The sequence below is a fragment of the Streptomyces olivoverticillatus genome, from assembly GCF_014203555.1.
Lineage (GTDB): Bacteria > Actinomycetota > Actinomycetes > Streptomycetales > Streptomycetaceae > Streptomyces > Streptomyces olivoverticillatus.
On the sequence record NZ_JACHJH010000003.1, the window covers coordinates 16,007 to 39,596 of the forward strand.

Annotated in this window: 4 protein-coding genes and 1 pseudogene; all 5 read right to left on the minus strand. The window is 72.9% G+C overall.

Annotated features, from left to right (window positions below; translation table 11 throughout):
* Nucleotides 1-8: 8 nt before the first annotated feature.
* A pseudogene (locus FHS39_RS10665) lies at nt 9-659 on the minus strand (non-oxidative hydroxyarylic acid decarboxylases subunit B); the annotation flags it as partial.
* Nucleotides 617-20,254 (minus strand): SDR family NAD(P)-dependent oxidoreductase, encoded by a 19,638-nt coding sequence (locus FHS39_RS10670; RefSeq protein ID WP_343069493.1) that lies wholly within the window; start codon nt 20,252-20,254, stop codon nt 617-619. The pseudogene FHS39_RS10665 and the gene FHS39_RS10670, both read right to left, overlap by 43 nt.
* Entirely contained in the window at nt 20,251-22,251 is a 2,001-nt protein-coding gene (gene asnB, locus FHS39_RS25375; protein ID WP_343069494.1) for an asparagine synthase (glutamine-hydrolyzing), read from the minus strand. Before asnB ends, FHS39_RS10670 begins: the two co-directional genes overlap by 4 nt.
* Nucleotides 22,239-22,505 (minus strand): acyl carrier protein, encoded by a 267-nt coding sequence (locus FHS39_RS10675; RefSeq protein WP_184348910.1) that lies wholly within the window; start codon nt 22,503-22,505, stop codon nt 22,239-22,241. Before FHS39_RS10675 ends, asnB begins: the two co-directional genes overlap by 13 nt.
* 17 nt (nt 22,506-22,522) lie before the next feature.
* Nucleotides 22,523-23,392: an acyltransferase domain-containing protein gene (locus FHS39_RS10680; protein WP_184348912.1), complete on the minus strand. Its 870-nt coding sequence runs from the start codon at nt 23,390-23,392 to the stop codon at nt 22,523-22,525.
* Nucleotides 23,393-23,590 lie beyond the last annotated feature (198 nt).

A 23,590-nucleotide genomic window follows, 5' to 3' on the forward strand; every position in this document is an offset into this window, starting at 1 on the left:
GCGGTCCTTCATCGGTCGTGGCCGGGGCGGAGCTCTTCGCGGGCCGCTCGCATGCCGTTCCAGCGGTAGGCCTTGGGGGTATCGATGCCGAACTGGTCCAGCACCCGGGTCACGGTGTGGGCGACGATCTCGTCGACGGTGTCCGGCCGTTGGTAGAAGGCGGGCATCGGGGGCACGATGACCGAGCCCATGCGGGCCAGCGCGAGCATGTTGTCCAGATGGATCTCGCTCAGCGGCGTCTCCCTGGGCACCAGCACCAGCTTGCGGCGTTCCTTGAGGGTGACGTCCGCCGCGCGGGCGATGAGCCCGTCGGCGTACCCCGTGCGGATGCCCGCCAGGGTCTTCATGCTGCACGGCACGATCACCATGCCGTCGGTGCGGAAGGAGCCCGAGGAGATCGCCGCGCCCTGGTCCTCGGGGCTGTAGCTGACGTCGGCGAGCGCGCTGACCTCGCGCACGCTCATCGACGTCTCCCACTCGATCGTGCTGCGTGCCCAGCGGCTGATCACCAGGTGGCTCTCGATGCCGCCGTGGTCCCGCAGCCGCTGGAGCAGCCGCACTCCCAGCACGGCACCGGTGGCGCCGGTGATGCCCACGACGAGGCGCGGCGGGGCGCTCACAGGCGCACCTCCGCCGGCTCGGAGAGCCACTGGTGGACGGCGAGGGCGGTGGATGCGGCGTGTTCCTCGAGCATCGTGAAGTGGGTGCCCGCCACCTCCCTGCGCGCGTGCTCCAGCTGCCAGCCGGGCCGCCAGGCCGCCGGGTCGTCGCCCAGCAGTTCGGCCAGGCACTGCTCGCGCGCCCCGACGAACAGGGTCGGCGTCGCCACCGGCAGCGGGCGCCAGCCGTCGAACAGCTCCGCGTACCAGGCCATCGCCGTGAGCTGGTCGTCGGTGAGGGGCAACTGCGGGAAGCGCTCGGTCAGTTGCCGGGTGATCGTGGCCATCCCGTGGCACATGGCCGTACCCGTCGCGCCGGGCGAGTCGAGCAGCACCAGCGCGGTGGGCGGGACGCCGAGCGCCTCCAGCTTCCGTACGGTCTCGTGGGCGGGCCAGCCGCCCGAGGAGTACGCCACCAGCGCGAACCGCCGGCCGGCGAACCGCCGCCGCAAGGTGTCGGCCAGCTGCCCGGCCGCCGTGTCCAGAGACTGCGGCAGCGGCTCGCCGGTGCCGTAGCCGGGCAGGTCGACCGTCCAGACGTCCCGCTTGCCGTGGAGTGCCGCGGCGAACTTCACGTACTGGTACGCGCCGGTGGGCGCGATCAGGGACGGCAGGCAGACCAGTGCCGTCTCTTCGCTGCCGTCCGCCAGCCGCATGGTCTCGGGCTCGGGCCCGGCGGTGGCGTACGTCGGCCGCAGGCCCGCGGCGGCCGTCAGGAGACCGGCGACCCGGTCGAGCTTCCCGGTCTGCGCGGCCGACCGGAAGAGGGCGGCCATGGAGTGTGCCGGGGGCGTGGCCTCGGCCTCGGGCGCCGGGTCCGCGGCCGCTCCGGGCTCCAGGCGCGCCACGAGCGCGTCCACGCGGTCGGCGCCGGTTTCGAGGAAGTGTGCGCAGAGCTCGTCGACGGACTCCGCCTCGAAGAGCAGCGTGGAGGAGACCTCGCCGAGGTCCTCGCGGAGCGCGTTGGTGAGCTGCAGGACGAGGATCGAGTCCATGCCGTAGTTGGCGAGCGGCACGGCCGGGTCGATCTTCTCGGCCGGGAACTTGAGCGTGGCCGCGGCCTGTTCCCGGAGGTAGGCGGTCAGCGTCGCCGTCCGGTCCACGGCGGCGTGCGGCCGCGGCGCCGGGGCGGCGGGCGCCGGTTCCGGCTCCGGCTCCGGCTCCGGCACGGGCATGGGGGCCGTCACCGGCTCCTGCACGACCGGCCGGGCCGCCACCACGGGCTTCGCGGCGGCCACCGCCTTCGCGGTGACCCGCTGCCGGGCCACGCCGTCGCTCTGCGCGGCGATGATCTGCTGGCCCAGCTCCTGAGCCTCCGGCAGGACGAAGACGACCGACGGGAAGCCCTCGCCGCGCAGCACCTGGCGCCAGCTCTCCGGCGTCAGCGCGGGCGAGCCGGGGATGCGCAGCGGCGCGTCCTCGAAGAGCCACCAGCCTTCCAGCAGGCCGAACGTGAGGTGGCTGAAGACGTCGAACATCGCCAGTTCGTTCAGCAGCAGCCAACCCCCGTCGCGCAGCGCGGCCTTCGCGTTCTGCAGCGTGTTGCGGGTGTCGCGAGTGGCGTGCAGGACGTTGGCGGCGATGACGAGGTCGAAGCTCCCCGCCGGGATGCCCTGCCCGGCCAGCGGCGCCTCGGCGTCGAAGCGCACACAGTCCAGGTAGGGCACGTCGGGACCGAAAGTGGCCTGGGCGCGGTTGAGGAACGCCTTGGACAGGTCCGTGTACGTGTACGTCTCGATGCGGTCGCGGAAGGGGCGCAGCGCCGCGAACATCCCGACGCTCGTTCCTCCCGTCCCGGCACCGATCTCCAGGATGCGCAGGCGCGCGTCCGGCTCCTGGCGCAGCCGCTCGGCGACGATCGCGACGGCGGCGTCGGCGACGGCGCGGTTGTAGGTGTCCGCCACCCGGTTGTTGCGGTAGCAGCCCTCGACGAGCTCGACCGAACCGCGCGGGAACATCACGTCCGTCGGCCGCGTACGGCCGGTCAGGATGTCGGGCAGCGCCCTCAGCGTGGCGTCGACGAGCGCGAGTTCGGCCTTCTTGTCCGGGTCCGCGGACCAGGCCGCGCGGCGCTCGTCCCACTCCCGGGTGACCTCGTCGAGCGGCGGGGCGGTGGCGGGCATCATGCGCAGCGCGTGCTCCAGCCACGGCGTGTACCGCTCCAGGATGCCCGCCCGTTCGCGCAGCCCCGTGACGTCGGTGCGGGCGTCCGCGGCCGAGGGCACGGCGCCGAGCGCCGCCAGGTGCGCGCGGGTCAGCTCGGCGAGCATCGGGTCGCGCTCCGTCCGGCGCCAGCGGGCCGTCGCGCGCAGCGTCTCGCCGTCACCGGGCACGGTGGCGCGGGCGGCGACCGTCTCGGCCGGCACGCGGTGAAGCGCCCGCCGGTAGACGGTCGTACGGGTCGCCGGATCGATCGGTTCGAGGGCGTCCAGACCCGTCACCTTGACGAAGCCGACCTGCGCCTGCGGGCCGCCCAGGAGGGTGTCCAGGGCCTCCATGGCCTCCGGCGGCTCGATCGACACCAGCCCCCACCGGGCCATGTGCTGCTTGTGGAAGTCGGAGGCGGCGCTGCCGATGCTGCCCCACCAGCCCCAGTTCATCACCTTCACCGGGCAGTCCCAGTGCCGGTCCAGCAGCTGGGCGTACGCGTCGGCGAAGGTACAGCCCGCCGCGTAATTGCCCTGCCCGGCCGCCGTGGTGAACGACTGGAGCGAGGAGAAGAACAGCGCGAAGTCCAGCGCCTCCCCGGCGAACACCTGGGCCATCGCCACGCTCGCGTCCACCTTGGCCGACAGGGCCGCGCGGAAGTCCGCCTCGTCCATGTGGGCCAGCGTCCGGTCGCGCAGCACCAGGGCCGCCTGGACGACGCCGTGGATCCGCCCGTAGCGGGCCTTGATCTCGGCGTGGGCGCGGTGCAGCGCGGCCGGGTCCGCGGCGTCGGCAGCGATGTAGTGCACCTCTCCGCGGCCGTTGCCGCGGGCCTCGCGCAGCTGCGCCTCGACGGCCGCGTCCTGCGGCCGCCGCCCGATCCACACGACGCGCGCGCCGAAGCGCTCGACGACGTGCCGGGTCCAGGCCGCCCCCAGGCCGCCCGCCCCGCCGATCACGACGTAGACGCCGCCCTCGCGGTAGCCGGCCGCCGGTGCGGGGCCGGCGTCACAGGGAGCCAGACGGCGGCCGAGCCACTGGCCCGAGCGCTGCACCCAGCTGTCGCCGTGGGAGTGCGCCGGGAGCGCCGTGAGGTCCGCGGGCCATTCACCGCTTTCCAGGTCGACGCGGCGGACCGTCCAGCGGGTGTACTCGCGGCCGAGCGAGCCGAAGAGGCCGTGCAGACCGGCGTGGGCGGGCCGGACGTCCTCCTGCGCGTCGGTGGCGAGGCTGCGCTGCGTCACCAGCGTGATGCCCAGCGGACGGGAGTCGTAGCCGCCGCGCACCAGCGCCTTGACCATGCGGAAGGCCGCGACGACGCCTTCTTCCTGCGCGGCGGTGAACGCCGCGGCGTCGGTGGGGTGCGGCGCCGTGCCGGGTGCGATCCACACCAGGTGGTCGACGGGGCCCGCCTCCCGCAGAGCTCGGGCGACCTCGTCGGCCGGTGCGGTCGGTGCCGGGCTCCACATCCGGGCGCGCGGGTGATCGAGGGCAATGGCCGCCCGCTGTCCGGCGGTTCCGCCGACGACGAGGACGTGGTCCTCGCGGGAGGGCACGGGCGTGCCGGGCGCGTCTGCCGGGACCGGCTCCCACACGGGGGTGAAGAGCGAGGGGACCGGTTCGGGGGCGCGGCGCGAGGTGTAGCCGGTCATCCGGACGCAGACCGCGCCGTCGGCGTCGACGAGGTCGATGTCGAGGCGGCTGAGCGCCCCGGCCGGCTCCGTGCCGTCCGCGACCCGGACGACGGCCCACATCGACCCCGTGCACGGCGCGAAGAGTTCGAGCCGGTCCAGCGCGAAGGGCACGGTCGTCTCCCGGGAGGCCTCGCCCGCGGCCAGCTGCAGCGCCATCGAGGCCTGGATGGCCGAGTCGGTCATCGCCGGGTGCAGCACGTACGTCTCGCCGGAAAGGGCCGCCGGGACGGTCAGCCTGGCGAGGACGGTGCCGGGACCGGCATACGCCTCGTCGATGGCCCGGAGCGCCGGACCGTGCTCGATGCCCATGGCCATGAGCGCGTCACCGATGCGCGCGGCGGACACGGCCGTCGGGCAGCTCGCCCGCAGCGCCGCGAGGTCGAGCGGCGCGGGCCGCGGGGTGTCGCAGCGGGTGACCGTCCCCTGGCTGAACACGGTGTCGTCCGCGCCCGGCGTGGTCACCGAGAAGGCCACACCGCCGTCCGCGGCCGGCTTGACCAGCACGTCCACGGGCGTGGGCGCGCCGTCGGCGACGAGCGGCCGCACCCAGGTCACGTTGCGCATCCTCAGCGGGGCCGACACGTCGGCGCCGAGGGCCAGGGCAGCGGCCTCGCGGGCCATTTCGAGGTGGACGACGCCCGGCAGGATGCGCCGTCCGCGCACCACGTGGTCGCGGAGGAACGGCTCGTCACCGCTCAGTGTCACCGGGGCGCTCAGCGCCCCCGGTTCGCCGGGCAGCGCGGACGCCTCGCCCAGCAGCGTGCGCCCCGGGATCGCCGGCGCGGCGGGTGCGGGCGACCGGCGGGGCGGCGTCGGCTGCGCCCAGTGGCTCTCGCGGGCGAACGGGTAGGCCGGCAGCGGCACGCGCCGGTGCGCTTCCCGCGGGAACAGCGCCGCGTAGTCGAGCGCGGTGCCTTGGACGTAGAGCCCGGCGAGCGTCTCCAGGTCGGCGCGGTAGGCGGCGGGCGCCTCGGCGTGCGCGGGGGTGCCGCAGCGGCGTAGCGCCTCCTCGCCGTGGCGGGTGCCGCCGGACGCCGTGGCCTCGCCGGTGAAGGCGTGCGGTCCGTCGAGTCCTTCGCCGAGGACCTGCAGGAGTTCGTCGCGGTCGCGCACGACGCACGCGAAGCGGTGGGCGAAGTGCTCCCGGCCGACGACGAGCGTGTAGGCGATGTCACCGCAGCCCAGGGCCGGCTCGCGGCGGCAGCGGTCCGCCAGGGCGGCCACCTGCCGGGCGAGCTGCTCGCGCGAGTGCGCCGACAGCACGATCAGCCGGGCGGGGCGCGGTGCGCGGGCCCGCAGGACGGCGGGTGCTTCCTCGATGACGAGGTGCGCGTTGGTGCCGCTGGCGCCGAAGGAGCTCACGACGCCGCGCCGCGGACCGCCGTCGGGCGCCTCCCACTTGTGGGTGCGGGTGCTCGCGTAGAAGGGGCTGCCGTCGAGGGGGACGGCCTCGTTGGCCGTTTCGAAGTGGAGGGAGGCGGGGATCTGCTCGTTCTTCAGCGCGAGGAGCACCTTGACCACGCCCGCGACGCCGGCCGCGTGCTGGGTGTGCCCGAGGTTCGTCTTGACCGAACCCAGCGCGCAGTAGCCCGTGTTGCCGGTGTCCTTGCGGAACGCGCGGGCCAGGGCCCGGAATTCGATGGGGTCGCCGAGCTTGGTGCCCGTGCCGTGCGCCTCGACGAGCTGGATGCGCTCGACGTCGACGCCGAACGACTCGTACACGTCCCGCAGCAGCTGCTCCTGCGAGACGGAGCTCGGCGCCGTGATCCCGTTGGTCGCGCCGTCGTGGTTGACGCCCGAGCCGTTGATCACGCCGTGGATGTGGTCGCCGTCGGCCAGGGCGTCCTCCAGCCGCTTGAGGACGAGGACGCCGACCGCCTCGCCCGGCACGAAGCCGTCCGCGCGGTGGTCGAAGGTGTGGCAGCGCCCGGTCGGCGACAGCATTCCGGCGCGTCCGGCGAGCTCGTACAGGCGCGGGGTGCTCTGCACGTAGACGCCGCCCGCCAGGGCCATCGTCGTCTCGCCCGACCAGAGGTCCTTGCACGCCAGGTCGATGGCGACCAGCGAGCTCGAACACGAGGTGTCGACCGCGATCGCGGGACCCTTGAGGTTGAGGAAGTACGAGATGCGGCTGGGGATGAAGGACGCGGTGTTGCCCCAGAAGGCCTGGGCGGGGGCGTCCTCGCCGACGAGCTGCTGGTAGTCGCCGTCCCAGCAGCCGACGTAGACGCCGCAGCGGCGTTCGTCCATCTGACGGCCCGCGTATCCGGCGTCTTCGAGCGCCTTCCAGGACTCCTCCAGCAGCAGCCGCTGCTGGGGGTCCATGACGGCTGCCTCGACGCCGGAAATGTTGAAGAACATCGGGTCGAACTCGTCGATGCCGTCCAGGAACCCGCCGCGCGTGCAGCTACCCGCGATGTCCCAGCGGGTGGCTTCGGTGACGAGGTCGGTGCCGGCCGCGAGGTGGTCCCACAGCTCCTCGGTGGAGTCGGCACCGGCGAAGCGGCCGCTCATCCCGACGACGGCGATCGGAGTCCGCCGCGGGACGGGCGGGCCGGCCGGGGCAGCGGCCGGCACGGCCACCGGGACCGGCGCCGGCGTGGGCTCGGGCTTGGGCTCGGGTGACGGCTGGGGGAGCGCGATGGCGGCGTGATGCTCCGCGAGCAGGTGCGCGGTGAGGCGGTCGGCCGAACTGTGGTCGTAGACCAGGCTCGTCGGCAGGTCGAGCGCGAGCGCTTCGCCCAGCTCGTGCACCAGGCGGACGGCGAGGATGGAGTCGAGGCCGTAGTCGGCGAAGGCGACAGCGCCGCCGATCTCGCTCTCGGCCATCGCGAGCGCCTGCGCGAGCTTCTCCCGCACGACGCGCCGGACGTGTGCGTCGACGGCGGCCGGCTCGGGTGAGGCACCGGTCGGTGAGGACGGGTTCATGTTCTCCTCGGTCTTCGCCGTGGGCGGGACGGGTGAGTCGCCGGGGACCGGTTCGAGGTCGTCGATCCAGTACCGGTCGCGTGCGAAGGGATACGTCGGCAGGGAGATCCGCCGGGGTGAGACCGCGCCGTGGAGCGCGTGCCAGTCGAGCTCCACGCCCTCGGCCCACAGGGCGCCGAGCTTGCCGAGCTTGCCCGCCCGGGTCCACCGGGCCACCAGGAGCTCCCTGAGGTCCTCGTCGGCGGCGAGCTCCGCGACGACGCCCCGGGCCCGCCGGACGGTACCCCGGAGCACGCCGGCGGTCTGCGCGCCGTCGGCGGCGTACGTGCGCAGCACGCGCCGCAGTTCGGACGTCGAGGACACGACCACCGCGAGGCGCTCCTGCATCGCCTCGCGCCCGGTCTGCAGGGTGTGGGCGAGGTCGGCCGGATCGACGTCTTCGCGGTCGAGGAAGTCGGCCAGGCGTGCGGCCACGCGGTGCAGCTGCTCCTCGGTGCGCGCCGAGAGCACGATCAGGTGCTCGGCGCCCGAGGCGGCCGACGCGGTCGATGCGGCCGGCGGCGTGGCGTGGTCTTCGAGGATGACGTGCGCGTTCGACCCGCCCGCGCCGAAGGAGGAGACGGCCGCGATCCGCGGCCCCCGCTCCGGCTGCCAGGGGCCGGGCTCGCGCTGCAGGAAGAATGGCGTCTGCTCGAAGGCGATGTTGGGGTTGGGCTCGTCGGCGTGCAGCGTCGGCGCGAGCTGCCCGTGCTGCATCTGCAGCACCACCTTGGTGAGCCCCGCGATGCCGGCGGCGGCCTCCAGGTGCCCGATCTGCGACTTCACGGACCCGATCGCACAGAACTGCCGGTCGGGCGTGTCCTGCTCGAAGGCGTGCGTGAGGCCCTTCACCTCGATGGGATCGCCGAGCTCCGTGCCGGTGCCGTGCGCCTCGACGTAGCTCACGTCCCGCGCCGGGACGCCCGCGCGCGTCAACGCCTCGCGGACCAGCTCTGCTTGGGCGCCGGGGCTGGGCACGGTGTAGCCGTTGGACCGGCCGCCGTGGTTGATGCTCGTACCGCGGATCACCGCGAGGACGCGGTCGCCGTCGGCGAGGGCGCGCGAGAGCGGCTTGAGCAGCACACAGCCCACGCCCTCGCCGGGCACGAAGCCGTCACCGCCGCTGCCGAAGCTCCGGCACCGCGCGTCCGAGGCCAGCATGTTCGACCGGCACAGCTCGACGTAGTCCAGCGGGTGCAGGTACAGATTGACGCCGCCCGCAATGGCGAGCTCGCAGGAGCCCTGGTGCAGGTGCTCACAGGCCTCGTGGACGGCCGTGAGCGACGCCGAGCACATCGTGTCGATCGTCAGGCTCGGGCCGCGCAGGTCGAGCGCGTACGACGTCCGGGCGCTGAGCGAGGCGAAGGACACGGCGGGCACGACGGATTCGCCCGAGGGCAGCCGTCCCGCCGTGTGGCGTCCGTGCCCGGACTTGGTGACTCCGGCGAAGACGCCCACGCGCCGCTTGTGACGGTGCGCGAGCTCCTCGCGCACATAGCCCGCGTCCTCCAGCACCTCCCAGGACGCCTGCAGGAAGAGACGTTCCTGCGGGTCCATCGCGTAGGCGTCGCGCGGCGCGATCTTGAAGAAGAGCGGGTCGAAGTCCGCGAAGCCGTCGACGAAACCACCCCACTTGCTGTAGCTGCGGCCGCTCGCGATCGCCGCCTTGCGGTCCGGCTCGAAGAAGCCGTCCAGCGGCCACCGGTCGGCCGGGACCTCCCCGATGCAGTCGCGTCCCGCCTTGAGGTTCTCCCAGAATTCGGCGAGGTTCCCGGCGTGCGGGTAGCGCCCGCTCATGCCGATGATCGCGACGGGCTCGCGGCCCGCGGGCGTGGGGGGTGCGGGCGCGGGCGCGCGGGAGGCGGTCACGGCCGCGGCGGGCCGTGACGGCTCGTCCGTGATGCCCGTGGTGCCCGTCCAGACACGGGCCTTCGGCGCATGGTCGGTCGCGAGGTGTCCGGCGACGGCGCGCAGCGTCGGGAACTCGTAGAAGAGCGTCGGGGAGACGTCCCCGAACACGGCGGCGAGCTCCTTGTTCAGCTGCACGACCGTGATCGAGTCGAGTCCGGAGGCGCCGAGCGGCTCGTCGGCGTCGACGGCCGCGGGGGAGAGCTTGGTGACGCGGGCGAAGAGCCCGACGAGCAGACGCAGCGTCTCGCGCGCCAGTGGTCCGGACGCGGCGGGCTCCGCGGCGGATTCGGCGACGGGCCGCCCGGATTCCGCCGGCACCCTCGCCGGGTCGCCGTGGTGCACCCACACCCGTTCCGCGCCCAGCTGCCAGGCCCGGCACAGCGCCGCGAGCCCGTCGGCCGTCTCCATCGGCGCCAGTCCGCGGCTCTGCCACAGGTACGCGCGGGTGGCGTCGCCGACCTTCATCCCGCCGTCCTTCCACAGCGGCCAGGCGACCGACAGCGTGCGCCCCGACCGCTCCCCGGCGGCGACGCGCGCGGTGCGGAGGGTGGCGAAGGCGTCGACGAAGGCGTTCGCGGTGGCGTAGTCCGACTGGCCCGGATTGCCGGTGACCGCCGCGCCCGACGAGAAGGCGAGGAGGAAGTCGAGCGGCGCGTCCCCGAGGGCCCGGTCGAGGTTCACCAGACCGTCGGCCTTCGCGGCCAGCACCTCCTCCCACTCCTGCGCCGTCTTCTTCACGAGTGAGGCGTCACGGATCACCCCCGCGGAGTGGACGACGCCGTCGACCGCCCCCAGGTCCGCGCGCAGCCGCGCCAGGAGGTGCCGCGTCTCCTCCCAGCGGGAGACGTCCGCACGCTCGTAACGGGCGAGCGCGCCGCCGTCGCTCAACTCGCCGAGGAGCGCGTCGATCCGGGCGTCCCGCGGCGAGCGCCCGACGAGGACGAGCGTCGGACGCACCACGTCACGCACGATCCGGCGTGCCACGAGCGCACCGATGCCGCTCGCCCCACCCGTGATCAGATACGTGCCGCCGTCCCGCCACGGCGCAGCGGCCGCGCCCGGCCGCTGCGATGCGGCGCTCCACGTGCACACGGTGCGTACGCCGCCGCGGTAGAGGACGACGTCGTCGTCGTCCGCGCCCCGCGCGTTCTCCGCGACGAGCGCGGCAACGGCATCGTCCGTGCGCGAGGCGTCGAGGCCGAGCACCTGGCCGGTGATCCGGGGGTGCTCCAGCTTCGCCGTGCGCAGCAGGCCCGCGAGTGCCTCGTTGACCGCGTCGTCGCCGCTCGTCGGCGTCACCACCTGGACGAGCGTCGCGCCGTCGGCTGCCTCGGCTGCCAGGTCCCGCACGAACCCGAAAACCTGCCGGGACAGATCCGCGAAGCGGCTGTCGATGCGCTGCTTGTCCGTCGTGACGGTGAGGCAGCGCACGCCCGGGACGCGCTGCTCGACGGCGTGCTGTGCGGAGGCGAACTCTCCGCACAGGATGACCACCCGGCGGACGTCCTCGGCCCGGCCGGCGCCCTGGGGGGCCGGCTTGGGCGTCCAGTGGGGGGTGAGGAGCACCGTGGCGTGCGCGGGGCCGGAGGACACCTCCTCCTGCGCGGCCTCGCCGCCGGGGATCCAGTACCGCTCGCGTGCGAACGGGTACGCCGGCAGGTGCGTACGCTGCGGCACCTTCGGCCCGTAGAGGGTGCGCCAGTCGATGTCGGCCCCTTCGGCCCACTGCCCGAGCACTCGCGCGGGGTCCTCGCCGCCGACGGCACGCTTCGGGGCGTGGAGCTTGCCCTTGCGCGGGGGAACGCTTCCGCGCGCCCCGCCTTCGACGTGCTCGCCGTCGGCGATGAACGCGCGGAGCCTTTCGGCCAGTTCCGCACGGGTGGAGACCACCCAGCCGACGCGCTCCTCCATCGCCTCGCGCCCGGCCTGCAGGCTCCAGGCGACCGAGCGCAGCGAAGCCGTCTCCCGGGCGCTCTCGACGTGCCGGAGCAGATCGGCCGCCCGCTGCTTGAGCTGCTCGCCGGTACGGGCGGAGAGCGGTACGACGACGCCTGCCGACTCCGCGCGGACGTCCTCGCGGGCGGCATCGGCGGGCACGTACTCCTCGACGACCACATGGCAGTTGGCGCCGCCGAAGCCGAAGCTGCTCACGCCCGCGCGGCGCGGGGCGAGGGCGCCGTTGCGCTCGCGCAGGCGCTGCCACGGCTCGTTCTCGCGCACGATGCGGAACGGGCCGTCGTCGAGCCGGATGTGCGGGTTGATCTCGCGGCAGTGCAGGGTCGCCGGGAGCACGCCGTGCCGCATCGCCAGGATCGCCTTCAGCAGGCCCGCGATGCCCGCGGCGGCCTCCAGGTGCCCGATGTTCGTCTTCACCGACCCCAGGCCGCACGTCCCGCGGCCGGTGCTGCCCAGCCGCCGGAACGCGGTCTGCAGCGCGCGCACCTCGACGGGGTCGCCGAGCGCGGTGCCCGTGCCGTGGGCCTCGATGTAGCCGATCGTGTCCGGGTCGATGCCGTCCATCGCCGCCGCCACCAGCTCGGCCTGCGCGTCGGCGTTGGGCGCGGTCAGGGAGTTGGCCCGGCCGCCGTGGTTCTCGGCGGTGCCGCGGATCACCGCGAGGATCGCGTCGCCGTCCCGCTCCGCGGCGGCCAGCGGCTTGAGGACGACGGCGCCGACGCCCTCGCCGCGCACATAGCCGTCCGCGTCGCCGGAGAACGTCTTGCACCGGCCGTCCGGGCTCAGCATGCCCGCGCGGTGGGCGCTGACGAACGTGTCGACGCTCAGGAGCAGGTTCACCCCGCCCGCGATCGCCGCCTCGCACGCCCCGGACCGGAGGGCTTCGACGGCGCGGTGGACGGCGACCAGCGAGCTCGAACAGGCCGTGTCGACCGGCTCGCTCGGGCCGCGGAGGTCGAGGACGTACGAGACGCGGTTGGCGAGCATCGAGTGCGCGTTGCCGGTCGAGGTGAAAGCGTCCGGGGCGACGTCGTGGGCGGCCAGCAGCGTCGCGTAGTCGTTCCCCGAGACACCGAGGAAGAGGCCGGTGTTCCTCGGGAGGTCCGCGGGCGTGTACGCGCTGTCCTCAAGGGCGTTCCAGACGGTCTCCAGCGCGAGGCGGTGCTGCGGGTCCATGAGCTCCGCCTCCCGCGGATAGACCTGGAAGAAGGCCGCGTCGAAGGCGTCGACGTCGTCGAGGACGCCCGCGTGCCGCGGGAAGTCGGCCTCCTCGATCACCTGCGCGTACCTCGCGTCGTACCGGTGCGCGGGGAAGCCGGACACCGAGTCCTTCCCCGCGACGAGGTTCGACCAGTAGGCGTCGAGACCGGGCGCGCCCGGGAACCGTCCGGCGGCACCGATCACGGCGATCGGCATCGGCGCACCGGGCGCCGCCGCCGCGGGTTCGACGCGCTCCTCGGCCGGCTCCTGGACCGTGCTCGGGGCCGGCGCCGTCCGCTCGGCCGGGAGCGAGCGGGCGTGAGCGGCCCGGACGGGCTCCGCGAAGTCCGTGACGAGGTGCCGGCCGAGGGCGTCGAAGGTGTTGGTGTCGAAGAAGACGGCCGGGCTCAGATCGGCGCCGAGCCGTTCGCGCACGAGCTTGGCGAAGGCCACGAGCGAGATCGAGTCGAAGCCGAAGGCGTCGAACGTCGTGTGGACGTCCAGCTCCTCGGCGTCGAACTTCAACAGGCCCGCCGCCATCTCCCGCAGCTCGCCGACGGCGAAGGAGAGGGTGTCGTGCTGTGTGCGCTTCAGTTTCGCTTCCTTTCGCGGTGCGCCGCGGTCGTCGTCGGCGTGGTCGCCGTCGCCGCAGCGCACGCCGGTGAGCTCTCCGACGACCTCGCCGGTGCGGTCGGCCAGCCGGATGTGCCCGGTCAGCCCCGCGCCGTCGGCGGCCAGGTCGAAGACCACATAGGCCACGCGGCCGGCGGGCGAGGGGCCATGGAGGCGGACCTCGTCGATCCGGCGCAGGGCCGTGCGCGCCCGGTCCCGTGTGCCGGCGAGCCGGGCCGTGAGCTGAATGCCCTGGGTGACGGCCGCGAGGACGGCCGGTTCGAGGGAGGTGTTGCGGCGGGTGTGGTCCCGTTGCAGCTCCGGGGCGGCGACTTCGAGGACGAGCCGCTTCCCCGGCAGCAAGTAGGCGCCCGCGACGCCCGAGAACAGCGGCGCGTAGCCGAACCCGTCCTCGGCGAGCTCCGCGAGGAACTCCGCCGGGTCCAGGACGCGTTCGGCGTCACGGCGCAGGGCGTCGGTGCGGATGCGCGCGGCCCGCGGCCCGCGCGCGTCGTCCGGCCGCACGTCGAAGGCGACGACGGGCGTACGGGTGCCCGAGGCGTCCTCCGCGGAGATGACGCCGGAGGCCGTGTCGGCGCCGGCGACGGAGAAGGACGTCACGAGCCGTGCGGTGGCGGGCCAGTCGACCGGGCCGAGGATGCGCAGGCCATGGACGACCGGATCGGCGGCGAAGCCCGAGACCTTCGCGGCGGCGAGCGCCGTGTCGACTGCGAACGCCGCGACGACGTCCGGGGTCTTGTCCCGCAGGAACGCGTAGTCGGCCAGGTCGTCGAGGTGGACGTCCAGCACGTACCGCAGCCCGTCGACGTCGGAGTCGTTCCGCCCGAGGAAGGGGTGGAGCTTCTCGCGCAGGGCGAGCGGCGCGGTCACCGACGGCGCACCCTCCTCCTGCGCCACCCAGCACCGCACCCGCTCGAAGGGGTAGGCGGGCAGCGACACGCGCCGCGGCGGGCGCGAGCCGGTGAGCGTGCTCCAGTCGGCCTTCTTGCCGGCCACCCAGGCCGCGGCGAGCTGCCGGGCGTCCTCGGTCCGCGGGTCGCCGTCCGCGAGTGCGGCGGCGAGATCGCGGTCCCCGGAGAGATAGCGGTCGAGGGCCGCGGCGGCTTCGCGCCGGTCCTTGGCGAGGAAGGCCCAGCGCCGCGGCAGCTCGTTCTTGCCCACCCGAAGGGTGAAGGCGATCGACGGCAGAGCGGACTCCTCCGCGGCCGCGACGTAGTCGCGGAACCGGGCGAGACAGGTCTCCAGGGCGGCGTCGGTCATCGCCGAGAAGACGAAGAGCTCCGCCCGGCCGTCGCCTTCTTCCCGCGCCTCGGCCGATCCGCCCGTGTACTCCTCGACGATGATGTGCGAGTTCATCCCGCCGGCGCCGATCGAGGTGATTCCGGCGCGCCGGGGATGCACGACCTTCCGCCCGTTCTCCGTGGTGACCACCGGCTCCCACGCGGCGAGTTCGCGCTGCACGCGGAAGGGCGTTCGGGGGAAGTCGATGTCCGGGTTGAGTTCGGAGCTGTGGAGCGAGGGGGCGAGCGTCTTCTTCTGGAGCTGGAGGACCACCTTCGCGAAGCCGACCATTCCCGCGGCCGCGAGGAGGTGACCCATGTTCGACTTCACCGAGCCGAGGGCGCAGAACTCCGTGTCCCCGGTGTGCTTCTGGAAGGCCGTGGTCAGTGCCTTGACCTCGATCGGGTCGCCGAGCGACGTGCCCGAGCCGTGCCCCTCGACATAGCCGATCGTCCGCGGGTCGACGCCCGCGTCGTCGATCGCCTTCTCGATCGCCTTCGCCTGCATACGGGGGTTGGGGACGGTGAAGCCGTTGCGCACGCCCGCGTTGGTCAGGGCGGTGCCCTTGATGACGGCGTGGATGTGGTCGCCGTCCCGCTCCGCCTCGACCAGCGGCTTGAGCACCACGGCGCCGACGCCCTCGCCGAGGATCGTGCCGTCCGCGCCCCGGCCGAAGCTCCGGATCACATCCGAGGTGGCCGTCGTGAAGTGCTCCTGCGACGAGGTGATCAGGTTGTACGGGTGCAGCAGCAGGTTCACGCCTCCCGCGACGACCATCCTGCATTCGCGCGCCCGCAGCATCTGCACCGCTTGGTGGATGCACGTCGACGACGCCGAGCACATCGTGTCCAGGAAGATCGACGGCCCGGTCAGCCCGTAGAAGTAGGAGAGCATGTTGGGCAGCGTTCCGGTGTAGCTGCCGCTCGCCGGGGCACCGCGGGTCAGGTTGTTCTGGAAGCCGTAGAGGTTGTAGTGGTTGCTCATCGTGCCGACGAGCACGCCCACGTCGCCCTGGTACTGCCGCTGGATGGTCTCGCGCGAATAGCCCGCGTCCTCCAGGGCCTCGACACCGGCCTGCAGGAAGAGCCGCACCTCCGGTGACATCTGTTCCGCCTCGCGCTTGGAGATGCGGAAGTAGCGGGGGTCGAACCTGTCGGTCTCGCGCAGGAACGTGCCCGTGCGGATGACGCTCTTGCCCAGGACGCTGCGGTCGCGGCTGTAGATCGCGTCGTGGTCCCAGCGGCCGCGTGGCACCTCTTCGAAGGTGTGGCGCCCCTCTTCGAGCAGCGTCCACAGCTCGTCGAGCGTGTCGGCGCCCGGGTACCTGCCGGAGATGCCGATGACCGCGATGTCGTGGTAGTCGTCGCGCGGCGCCGCGGCCGCGGCGCCGGGTGCGTCCTCGCGCACCCGCACGGCCGGGACGAACCGGGCGCGGGCGGCGGGCGGGGCCGGGGCCTCCTCCGCGGCCTGCGGCGGCGTCTGCCCGGCACCGAGGACGGCGTCGAGCCGCTCGCGGTGCGACTCCATGAAGTACTCGGTGACGCCCTCGATGTTCACGTACTCGAAGAAGAGCGTCTTCGGCAGCGGTCCGAAGAGGTCTTCGAGGCGCGCCGTCGTCTCCAGGATGCTCAGCGAGTCGATCCCGTACTCCACGAGGTTGACCGACGCGTCGATCGTCGCGGGGTCGCGGTGCAGCACCTCGCCCAGCACACGCTTCAAGAGCTCCGTCGTGCGCTCGGTGACGTCGCCCCCGTCGACAGGCCCGCCGACCGCGGGGGAGGGGGCGGGGCTCTCCTCGCGCCGCACCTCGGCCGAGACGGTCGCCTCGGCGCCGAACGCCACGACGACGTGCTCCGGCGCGTCCTCCAGGACGCGCCCGAGGACGCGCAGGCCCTCCTCCGTCGGAAGGGGCTCCCAGCCGCGCTGCTTGCGCATCGACTCGCGCGTCACCGCGTCCACCGTCATGCCGCCGTCCGCCCACAGCGGCCAGCTCACGGCGACGGTCCGGCCCGTCCGCTCGCCCGCGTCGACGAGCGCCTGCCGATGGTGCGCGAAGGCGTCCAGGAAGGCGTTGGCGGCCGCGTAGTCGGCCTGCCCGGCATTGCCGTAGACGCCCGCGACGGACGAGAAGACGACGAAGAAGTCGAGTGCGAGGTCCCGCGAGGCCGCGTCCAGGTGCAAGGTGCCGCGCACCTTCGGCTCCAGCACGGCCGCGAGGTCACCGGTGTCCTTGGTGAGGACGTACGCATCCCGCAGGACGCCCGCCGCATGGACGATGCCGGCGATCGGGCCGTGCTCGCGCGTGATGGCGTCGACCGCCCGCCGCACGTCCTGTGCGCTGCCGACGTCGGCGGGGACGTAGTGCGCGTCGACGCCCGCCTCGCGCAAGGCGGCCAGGGCCGCCTCGCTCTCCGCGCCGGGCGCCGACCGCCCGCTCAGGACGACGGTGGTGCCCGCACACCGGGCGAAGTACCGGGCGAGGTGCCGGCCGATGCCGCCGAGACCGCCCGTCACCCAGTACACGCCGCCCTCCTTCAGCGGCGGCACCTGCGGTCCCGCGCCGAGCTCCACGCCGACGGGCTGCCAGGCGTGGCGCGCCCGGTCCGCCGTGTGCCGGACCTCGGCAGCCGTGTCACCGGCGGCCGCCTCGCCGTGCAGCAGCTCCGCGATCCGCTCGGGCGTGGCGGAGTCGAGCTTCGCGACGCGCACGACACGCCCCGAGACCAGCGGGTTCTCCAGGGCGACGGTCTTGAACAGCCCGGTCAGCGGCGCGTGGAAGTGCCGCGGCACCCGCTCGTCGACCAGGACGACGAACCGCTGCGCCTCCCTGGGCTTCGACTTCACGACCTCCTGGACCCGGTCGAAGACCAGCTCCAGCACGGCCCCGGTGCCGTCGGCCACGCGGTCGCGGGCGACGTCCGGCAGCGGCGTCAGCGAGAAGCCGGTGACGGTCTCCACGGTGCGGGCGTGCGCCGCGCACTTGCCCGCGAGGAAGCCGTGGACGACCCCGCCGTCCGCCTCCCGCGCGGTGAGGGGCGCGTCCGCCCAGCCACAGGTGGCCGTGACGACGCGGGAGGCGGCGTCGGCCGCCTTCTCCCGGGCGGCCCGCTGCATTAGCCCGCGCAGCCGGACGCGGACGACGCCCTCGGCGTCGCACAGGTCGATGTCGAACGTGTCGAGGGCACCGCCGCCTTCACCGCGCCGCACCCAGGCCCACATCTCGCCCGTGCACGGGCCGTACACGTCGAGCCGTTCGAGCGCGAACGGCAGCACCGGGCCCCGGGCGGGCTCGCGCGCCGTCTTCGCCATCAGGACCACCGAGGCCTGGAAGGCGGCGTCGAGCAGGCTCGGGGGCAGCGCCACGGCGCCGTCCGGGTCCGTCGCCGCGCCGGGCCGTCCGATGCGCGCCAGGAGCTCTCCCGACCCCAGGAGCATCTCGCCGAGTTCGCTCATGTCCGGCCCGTACTCCAGGCCCTGGGCGCGGAAGGCGGCGTACGCCTCGGCGGGTTCGCACACCGTGCGGCACCCGGCGCGCAGCGCGTCGAGGTCGAGCCTGGCCGGCGGCTCCTGCGGCGACACCTCGGCGGCGCCCCGGCTGTGCACCACGGCGGACGGATCGAGGGCCGCCGGGCCCGTGTACACCTCGAAGGCGAGGGTGCCGTCCTCGCGGGGGGCGAGGCCCACGTGGACGTCGGCGGGCGTGCCGTCCGCGACGAGCGGACGCATCCACGCGACGTCCCGCAGCCGCAGGACCGAGCCGTCTGCCCCCCCGGCGCCCGTGGCGTAGCGCACCGCCGCACGCACCATCTCCAGGTAGGCGACTGCGGGCAGCACACGTTGGCCGCGCACCTGGTGCGAGGCGAGGAAGGGCTCGTCCCCGGTGAAGGCCGAGCTGTAGCGCTGCTCGGCGAGGTCGGAGGTGTTGCGGTGGACGAGCGGGTGGAGCGCGGCGCCGTCGTGCGCCTGCCCCGCGGGCCGGGCGGGCTCGGGGACGGTGAACCAGTGGCGCTCGCGCGCGAACGGATACGTGGGCAGCCGTACGCGGCGCGGGCGCGCCTGCCCGGTGCTCCCGTGCAGCTCGGACCAGTCGACCGCCTCGCCGCGGACCCAGCCCGCGGAGGTCTCCAGCAGCTCGGTCACCTCGTCGGACGTCACATCGGCGCCCAGATGCACGGCCGACTCGGCGAGGGAGCCGTCCGCGAACGCCTCCAGCGCCGTGGCGAGTTCCTGCGTTCCGGCGACGACGAACGCGACGCGCGCGGGCATCGGCTCCCGGCCGACCTGCAGGGTGTAGGCGACGTCGGCGAGCGACTGCGGCGGCCGCAGCGAGGCCGCGACGCCGTCGTCCGGCTCCGGCGGGCGGAGGTGGGCGAGGAGCTCGCGGGCGAGGGCGCGCAGCCTGTCGGGGTTCTTGGCGGAGAGGGGGACGAGCTGGGGCCCGCTGTCCCCGTCGGCCTTGGTTTCCGCTTCCGCTTCGTGGCGGTGCTCTTCCAGGACGACGTGGGCGTTCGTGCCGCCGAAGCCGAACGAGCTCACGCCCGCCCGGCGCGGCGCGGGCCGGCCGTCCGCGCCGGCGGGCGGCTCGGCCCACGGCCGGGTGTCGCGCACGATGTGGAACGGGCTGCCGTCGAGCTTGATGAGCTTGTTCTGCTTCTCGAAGTTGACGGTGGCGGGCAGCACGCCCGTGGCGAGGGCGCCGATCACCTTGGCCATCCCGGCCACGCCCGCGGCCCCTTCGAGGTGTCCGATGTTGGTCTTGACCGACCCGATGCCGCAGCTCGACGGCTCCGGCTCGGTGCCCTGGGCCGCGTGCAGGCCGCTGAAGGCGCGCTTGAGGGCGACGACCTCGATGGGGTCACCGACGGGCGTGCCCGGGCCGTGCGCCTCGATGTACGTCACCGTCTCCGGGCGGATGCCCGCGCGGGTGTAGAGCCCTTCGACGAGGCTCGCCTGCGCGGCCGGGTTGGTGACCGTGAGCGAGCTCGTCCTGCCACCGTGGTTCGTGGCGATGCCCTTGATGACGGCGTGGACCGGATCGCCGTCCTCCAGCGCCTTGGCGAGCGGCTTGAGCAGCAACACCGCCCCGCCCTCGCCCCGCACATAGCCGTCGGCGCCCTGGTCGAACGCCCGGCACGTGCCGGTGCGCGAGAGCATGCTCGCCTGGCTGAACGCGACGAAGTGCTTGGGCGACCAGCACAGGTTGACGCCGCCCGCCAGGGCCAGGCCGCACTCGCCGTTCTGCAGTGCGGTGACGGCCTCGTACACCGACACCAGCGAGCTGGAGCACGCCGTGTCGTTGGTGATGCTCGGGCCCTGGAAGTCGAAGAAGTACGAGACCCGGTTGGCGATGATGGAGTAGGCGGTGCCGGTGGGGAAGTAGACGTCGGTCCTGACGCCCTCGCGCTCCATCAGCTCCGCGTAATCGGCATGGCAGACACCCATGAAGACGCCCGTCTTCGTGCCCGCGAGCTCGCTCGCGCGGTATCCCGCGTCCTCGACGGCCTTCCAGGCGAGTTCGAGGGCGAACCGCTGCTGCGGGTCCATGCTCTCCGCCTCGCGCGGGGAGATGGCGAAGAAGGAGGCGTCGAAGCAGTCGGCGTCCTCGATGAAGCCGCCCCAGATGCTGCTGGTCTTCTCGGCACCGCGCCGGGGGTCGCCGAAGTAGCGCTCCTTCGACCACCGCTCGGGCGGCACCTCGGAGATCAGCGACCGCCCGTCGACGAGGTGCCGGAAGAGCTCTTCGAGGGTGCCGGCGCCGGGAAGCCGCAGGGCGAGGCCGATGACGGCGATGTCGTCCGTGCTCACAGTGTTCCTCCGACGGCCAGCGGAGCCGGCCGGTTGACCCGCCTGTCCGCGATCGTCCGCACGTTCAGCCGGGCCTTCGACGGGGCGCCCATATAGCTCTCTCGATTCATGACGAACTGCTGGTTGAGGACCGCGGTCGACAGCAGATAGACGAACGCCTGGTCCTCCTTGGTGCTGATCTCGGCGTCGGGGGTGGACATGATCTTGGCGACGAGCCGCTTCGCGAAGGCCGGGTCGATGCAGTCGAGTTGTGCCAGCTCGGCATCGGAGAGCAGCAGCTCGAGGTAGTCGGGCCGCTGTTCCTTGAAGACGGCGCTGCCCGGGGCGCGGTACGGCTGCTTCGGCCGGGTGAGACTGGAGGCCGGCAGCTCGCCCCGGAAGGCCTTCTTGAGGATGGCCTTCTCGTCGAAGCCGTCGTCGAACCGCAGGTTCACGGCCGCGGCCGCCCGTACGACGGCCGGGTCGAGGAACGGACAGCGGTTCTCGACGCCGTGGGCGAGCCCCATCCGCTCTCCCTGCGTGGACAGCAGATAACCGGCGAGGAGCGTTTTGTACTCCAGCCACTGCGCTTTCTGGACCGGCGTCAGCGCGGCGTATTCCGGCGCCATACGGACGAGCGCGAGCGCGTCCGCAAAGGGCTCGGCGCGGTCCTTCAGGAGCCGGGTGGCGAACAGGCCGTTCTGATAGCGCAGCTCGTGCGAGAACAGCCCCGGCAGGCGCTCGACCGAGAATTGCTGGAACAGGCCCGTCAAATGCTTGCGGTGCGCGGGCCCGAAATGGGCGAGCTCCGGATGGAGGCCGGCGAGCTTGTCCGCCCGCTCGTCCTCGGGCAGCTCGTGCCATGAAGCCCGCAGCAGCGTCTCACGGAACAGCGAATAGCCCAGAAACGCCTCGTCGGCCCCCTCGCCGCTGAGGATCGTCTTGATCCCGGCGTCGCTCGCATGGCGCGAGAGCAGGTACATGGGGACGAACGCGGTGCGGAACGCGGGAACCTCGGCGTGGTAGACCGCCGACGGAAAGCTCTCCGCGATATCGGCAGCCGACACGGTGATCGACGAATGGCGCGTGCCCAGATACGAGGCGACCTCGTGCTGATTGCCCGACTCGTCGAACGTCTTGTCCTCGAACGCCACCGAGAAGGTGCGCACCTCGTGCGACGAGAGGTCCGTCGCCAGCTTGGTGACGATCGACGAGTCGAGACCGCCGCTCAGATAGACGCCGACCTCCACATCGCTGCGCAGGCGCAGCTCGACGCTCTCGCGCAGCGTCTCGCGGACGTACGCGGCCGCCTCCGCCTCGCTGCCGGTGAACGGCGGCGCGGCCACCTCGAGTTCCTCGTAGGTGTGCAGCGTGTGATGGCCGTCGCGGAGGGTCAGGAAACCGCCCATGGGCAGCTGGCGGATTCCCTTGAACGGCGTGCGGTCGGGCAGCGGCGTCCACACCGCGAAGATCGATTCGAGCTCACGGGGGTCGAGCTCGAATCGAAATCCGGGATAGGCGCGGAATGCCTTCATCTCCGACGCGAAGAGGAATTCGCCGCGCAGGTCCGCATAGAAGAGCGGGCGCTTCCCGTACCGGTCGCGGGCGAGGAAGAGATCGCCGGAGACCGCATCACGGATCGCCATCGCAAAGGCGCCGTTGAAGCGCGTGAGACAGGCGGGACCCCACTGGATCCACGCCTGCAGGGCGACCTCGGTGTCCGACTGGGTACGGAACGGCCGGCCGAGCCGCCGCAGCTCCTCCCGCAGCTCGACGTGGTTGTACAGCTCGCCGTTGAAGCAGATCCAGTGACGCTCGGACGGGTCCGCCATCGGCTGCGCACCCGAGGGCAGGTCGACGATGGCCAGGCGGACGGCGCCCATGGTCAGACCGTCGTCGAGGTAGTACCCCGCCTCGTCCGGCCCGCGGTGCCGGATGAGCGAGAGCATCGAGGTGATGACGCCCGGCGCGGCATCCGCCCTCAGGAACGGCGAGACGAATCCAGCTAGTCCGCACACAGGACGTCCCCCTCGGCGAGCTTTGCGGCCACGAACGCATCGATCCCGTCGAGCGAGACGAATATGTTCCCGAGGATCTCCTCGTCCGTGATGCGCAGCGAGAACTCGTCCTCGAGAAAGCTCATGAGCTGGATGTAACCGAACGAGTCGATGACCCCGGCCTTGAAGAGGTCGCTCTCGGCCGTCACCTCGCCACCGAAGTCGATCAGGAAACGCTCTTCGACGAACTGCCGGATCTTCTGTGTTCTGTCCATGTCTCACATCCTGGTTTTCAACGGAGGGGGGAAGCGGCGGCAGTGGAGACGCGGATCTTGTCCACCATGCGAAGGAGCGACTTGCCGCCCACTTCTTCGCATTCCAAAGGGGATTCGAGGTCGAGCAGCCGGCGGACGCTGTCCGCCCACCGCACCGGCGCGACGATCTGCTCGCACAGCGTCGCCGCGATCGCCCCCCGCTCGTAGGGACGGCCGGTCACATTGGCGATCACGGTGGTGTGCGGCTCCGCGAACGTGAATCCCCTCAGGAATTCCTCGAACTCGGCCCGCGCCGACGCCATGTAGCGGGAGTGGAAGGGCGCACTGACGCGCAGCGGGGCGAAGCGGATGCCACGGCGGCCCAGCGCCGCGTGGGCGTCCCGCAGCACCTCGTCCGGCGCCGCGATGACGATCTGGGAATCGGTGTTGAAACCCGCGAGGTCGACGCCCTCGATGCCGTCCTCCTCGAAGATTTCGAGGAGGAGCACCTCGGGGGCGTCCATGACCGCGGTCATTCCGCCGCCGGACGCCGCGGCCATGAGCTCGCCGCGCCGCTTGACGAGCCGAAGGCCCGTCTCGAAGTCGAACGCCCCGGCTGCCAACAGGGCGTTGTACTCACCGAGGCTGTGCCCCAGATAGCAGTCGGCGCGCCGCTCCTCGCGCCGCTCCCGCTCGAAGGTGTGCAGCGCATTGACGGTGTAGAGCGCCGGCTGGGTGCGGTCGGTCCGTGAGAGCAGGTCGCCCGGGTTGTCGCGGCACAGCGCCACGAGGTCGTAGCCCAACAGGTCGCAGGCGAACTCCGTGAGGCCGGGATAGCGGCCGAAGACGTCCGCGCCCATTCCCTGGAACTGCGCCCCCTGCCCGGGGAAGAGAATCGCGAAAGGCATGGTCCCTCTCTGATCGATACCGGCTGGTGACGGGCCGTGTCCGACGCCGGTCATCGTGTGCCAACGCCCTTGCGAGGGCCTGGTCGAGCCGCTGACGTCCCCTTGCCGTCCGCGCCCGGATCCTTGCCGGTCGCTTGCCGGACGGTTGCCGACGGCTCGTCCCGGCTTCTTGGAATGGCCTGTTCTATATGCCAAGAT

Bases quoted from the DNA above. Each gene is read 5' to 3' on its own strand.
- FHS39_RS10675 (WP_184348910.1), bottom strand. From the start codon at position 22,505: ATGGACAGAACACAGAAGATCCGGCAGTTCGTCGAAGAGCGTTTCCTG.
- FHS39_RS10680 (WP_184348912.1), bottom strand. From the start codon at position 23,392: ATGCCTTTCGCGATTCTCTTCCCCGGGCAGGGGGCGCAGTTCCAGGGA.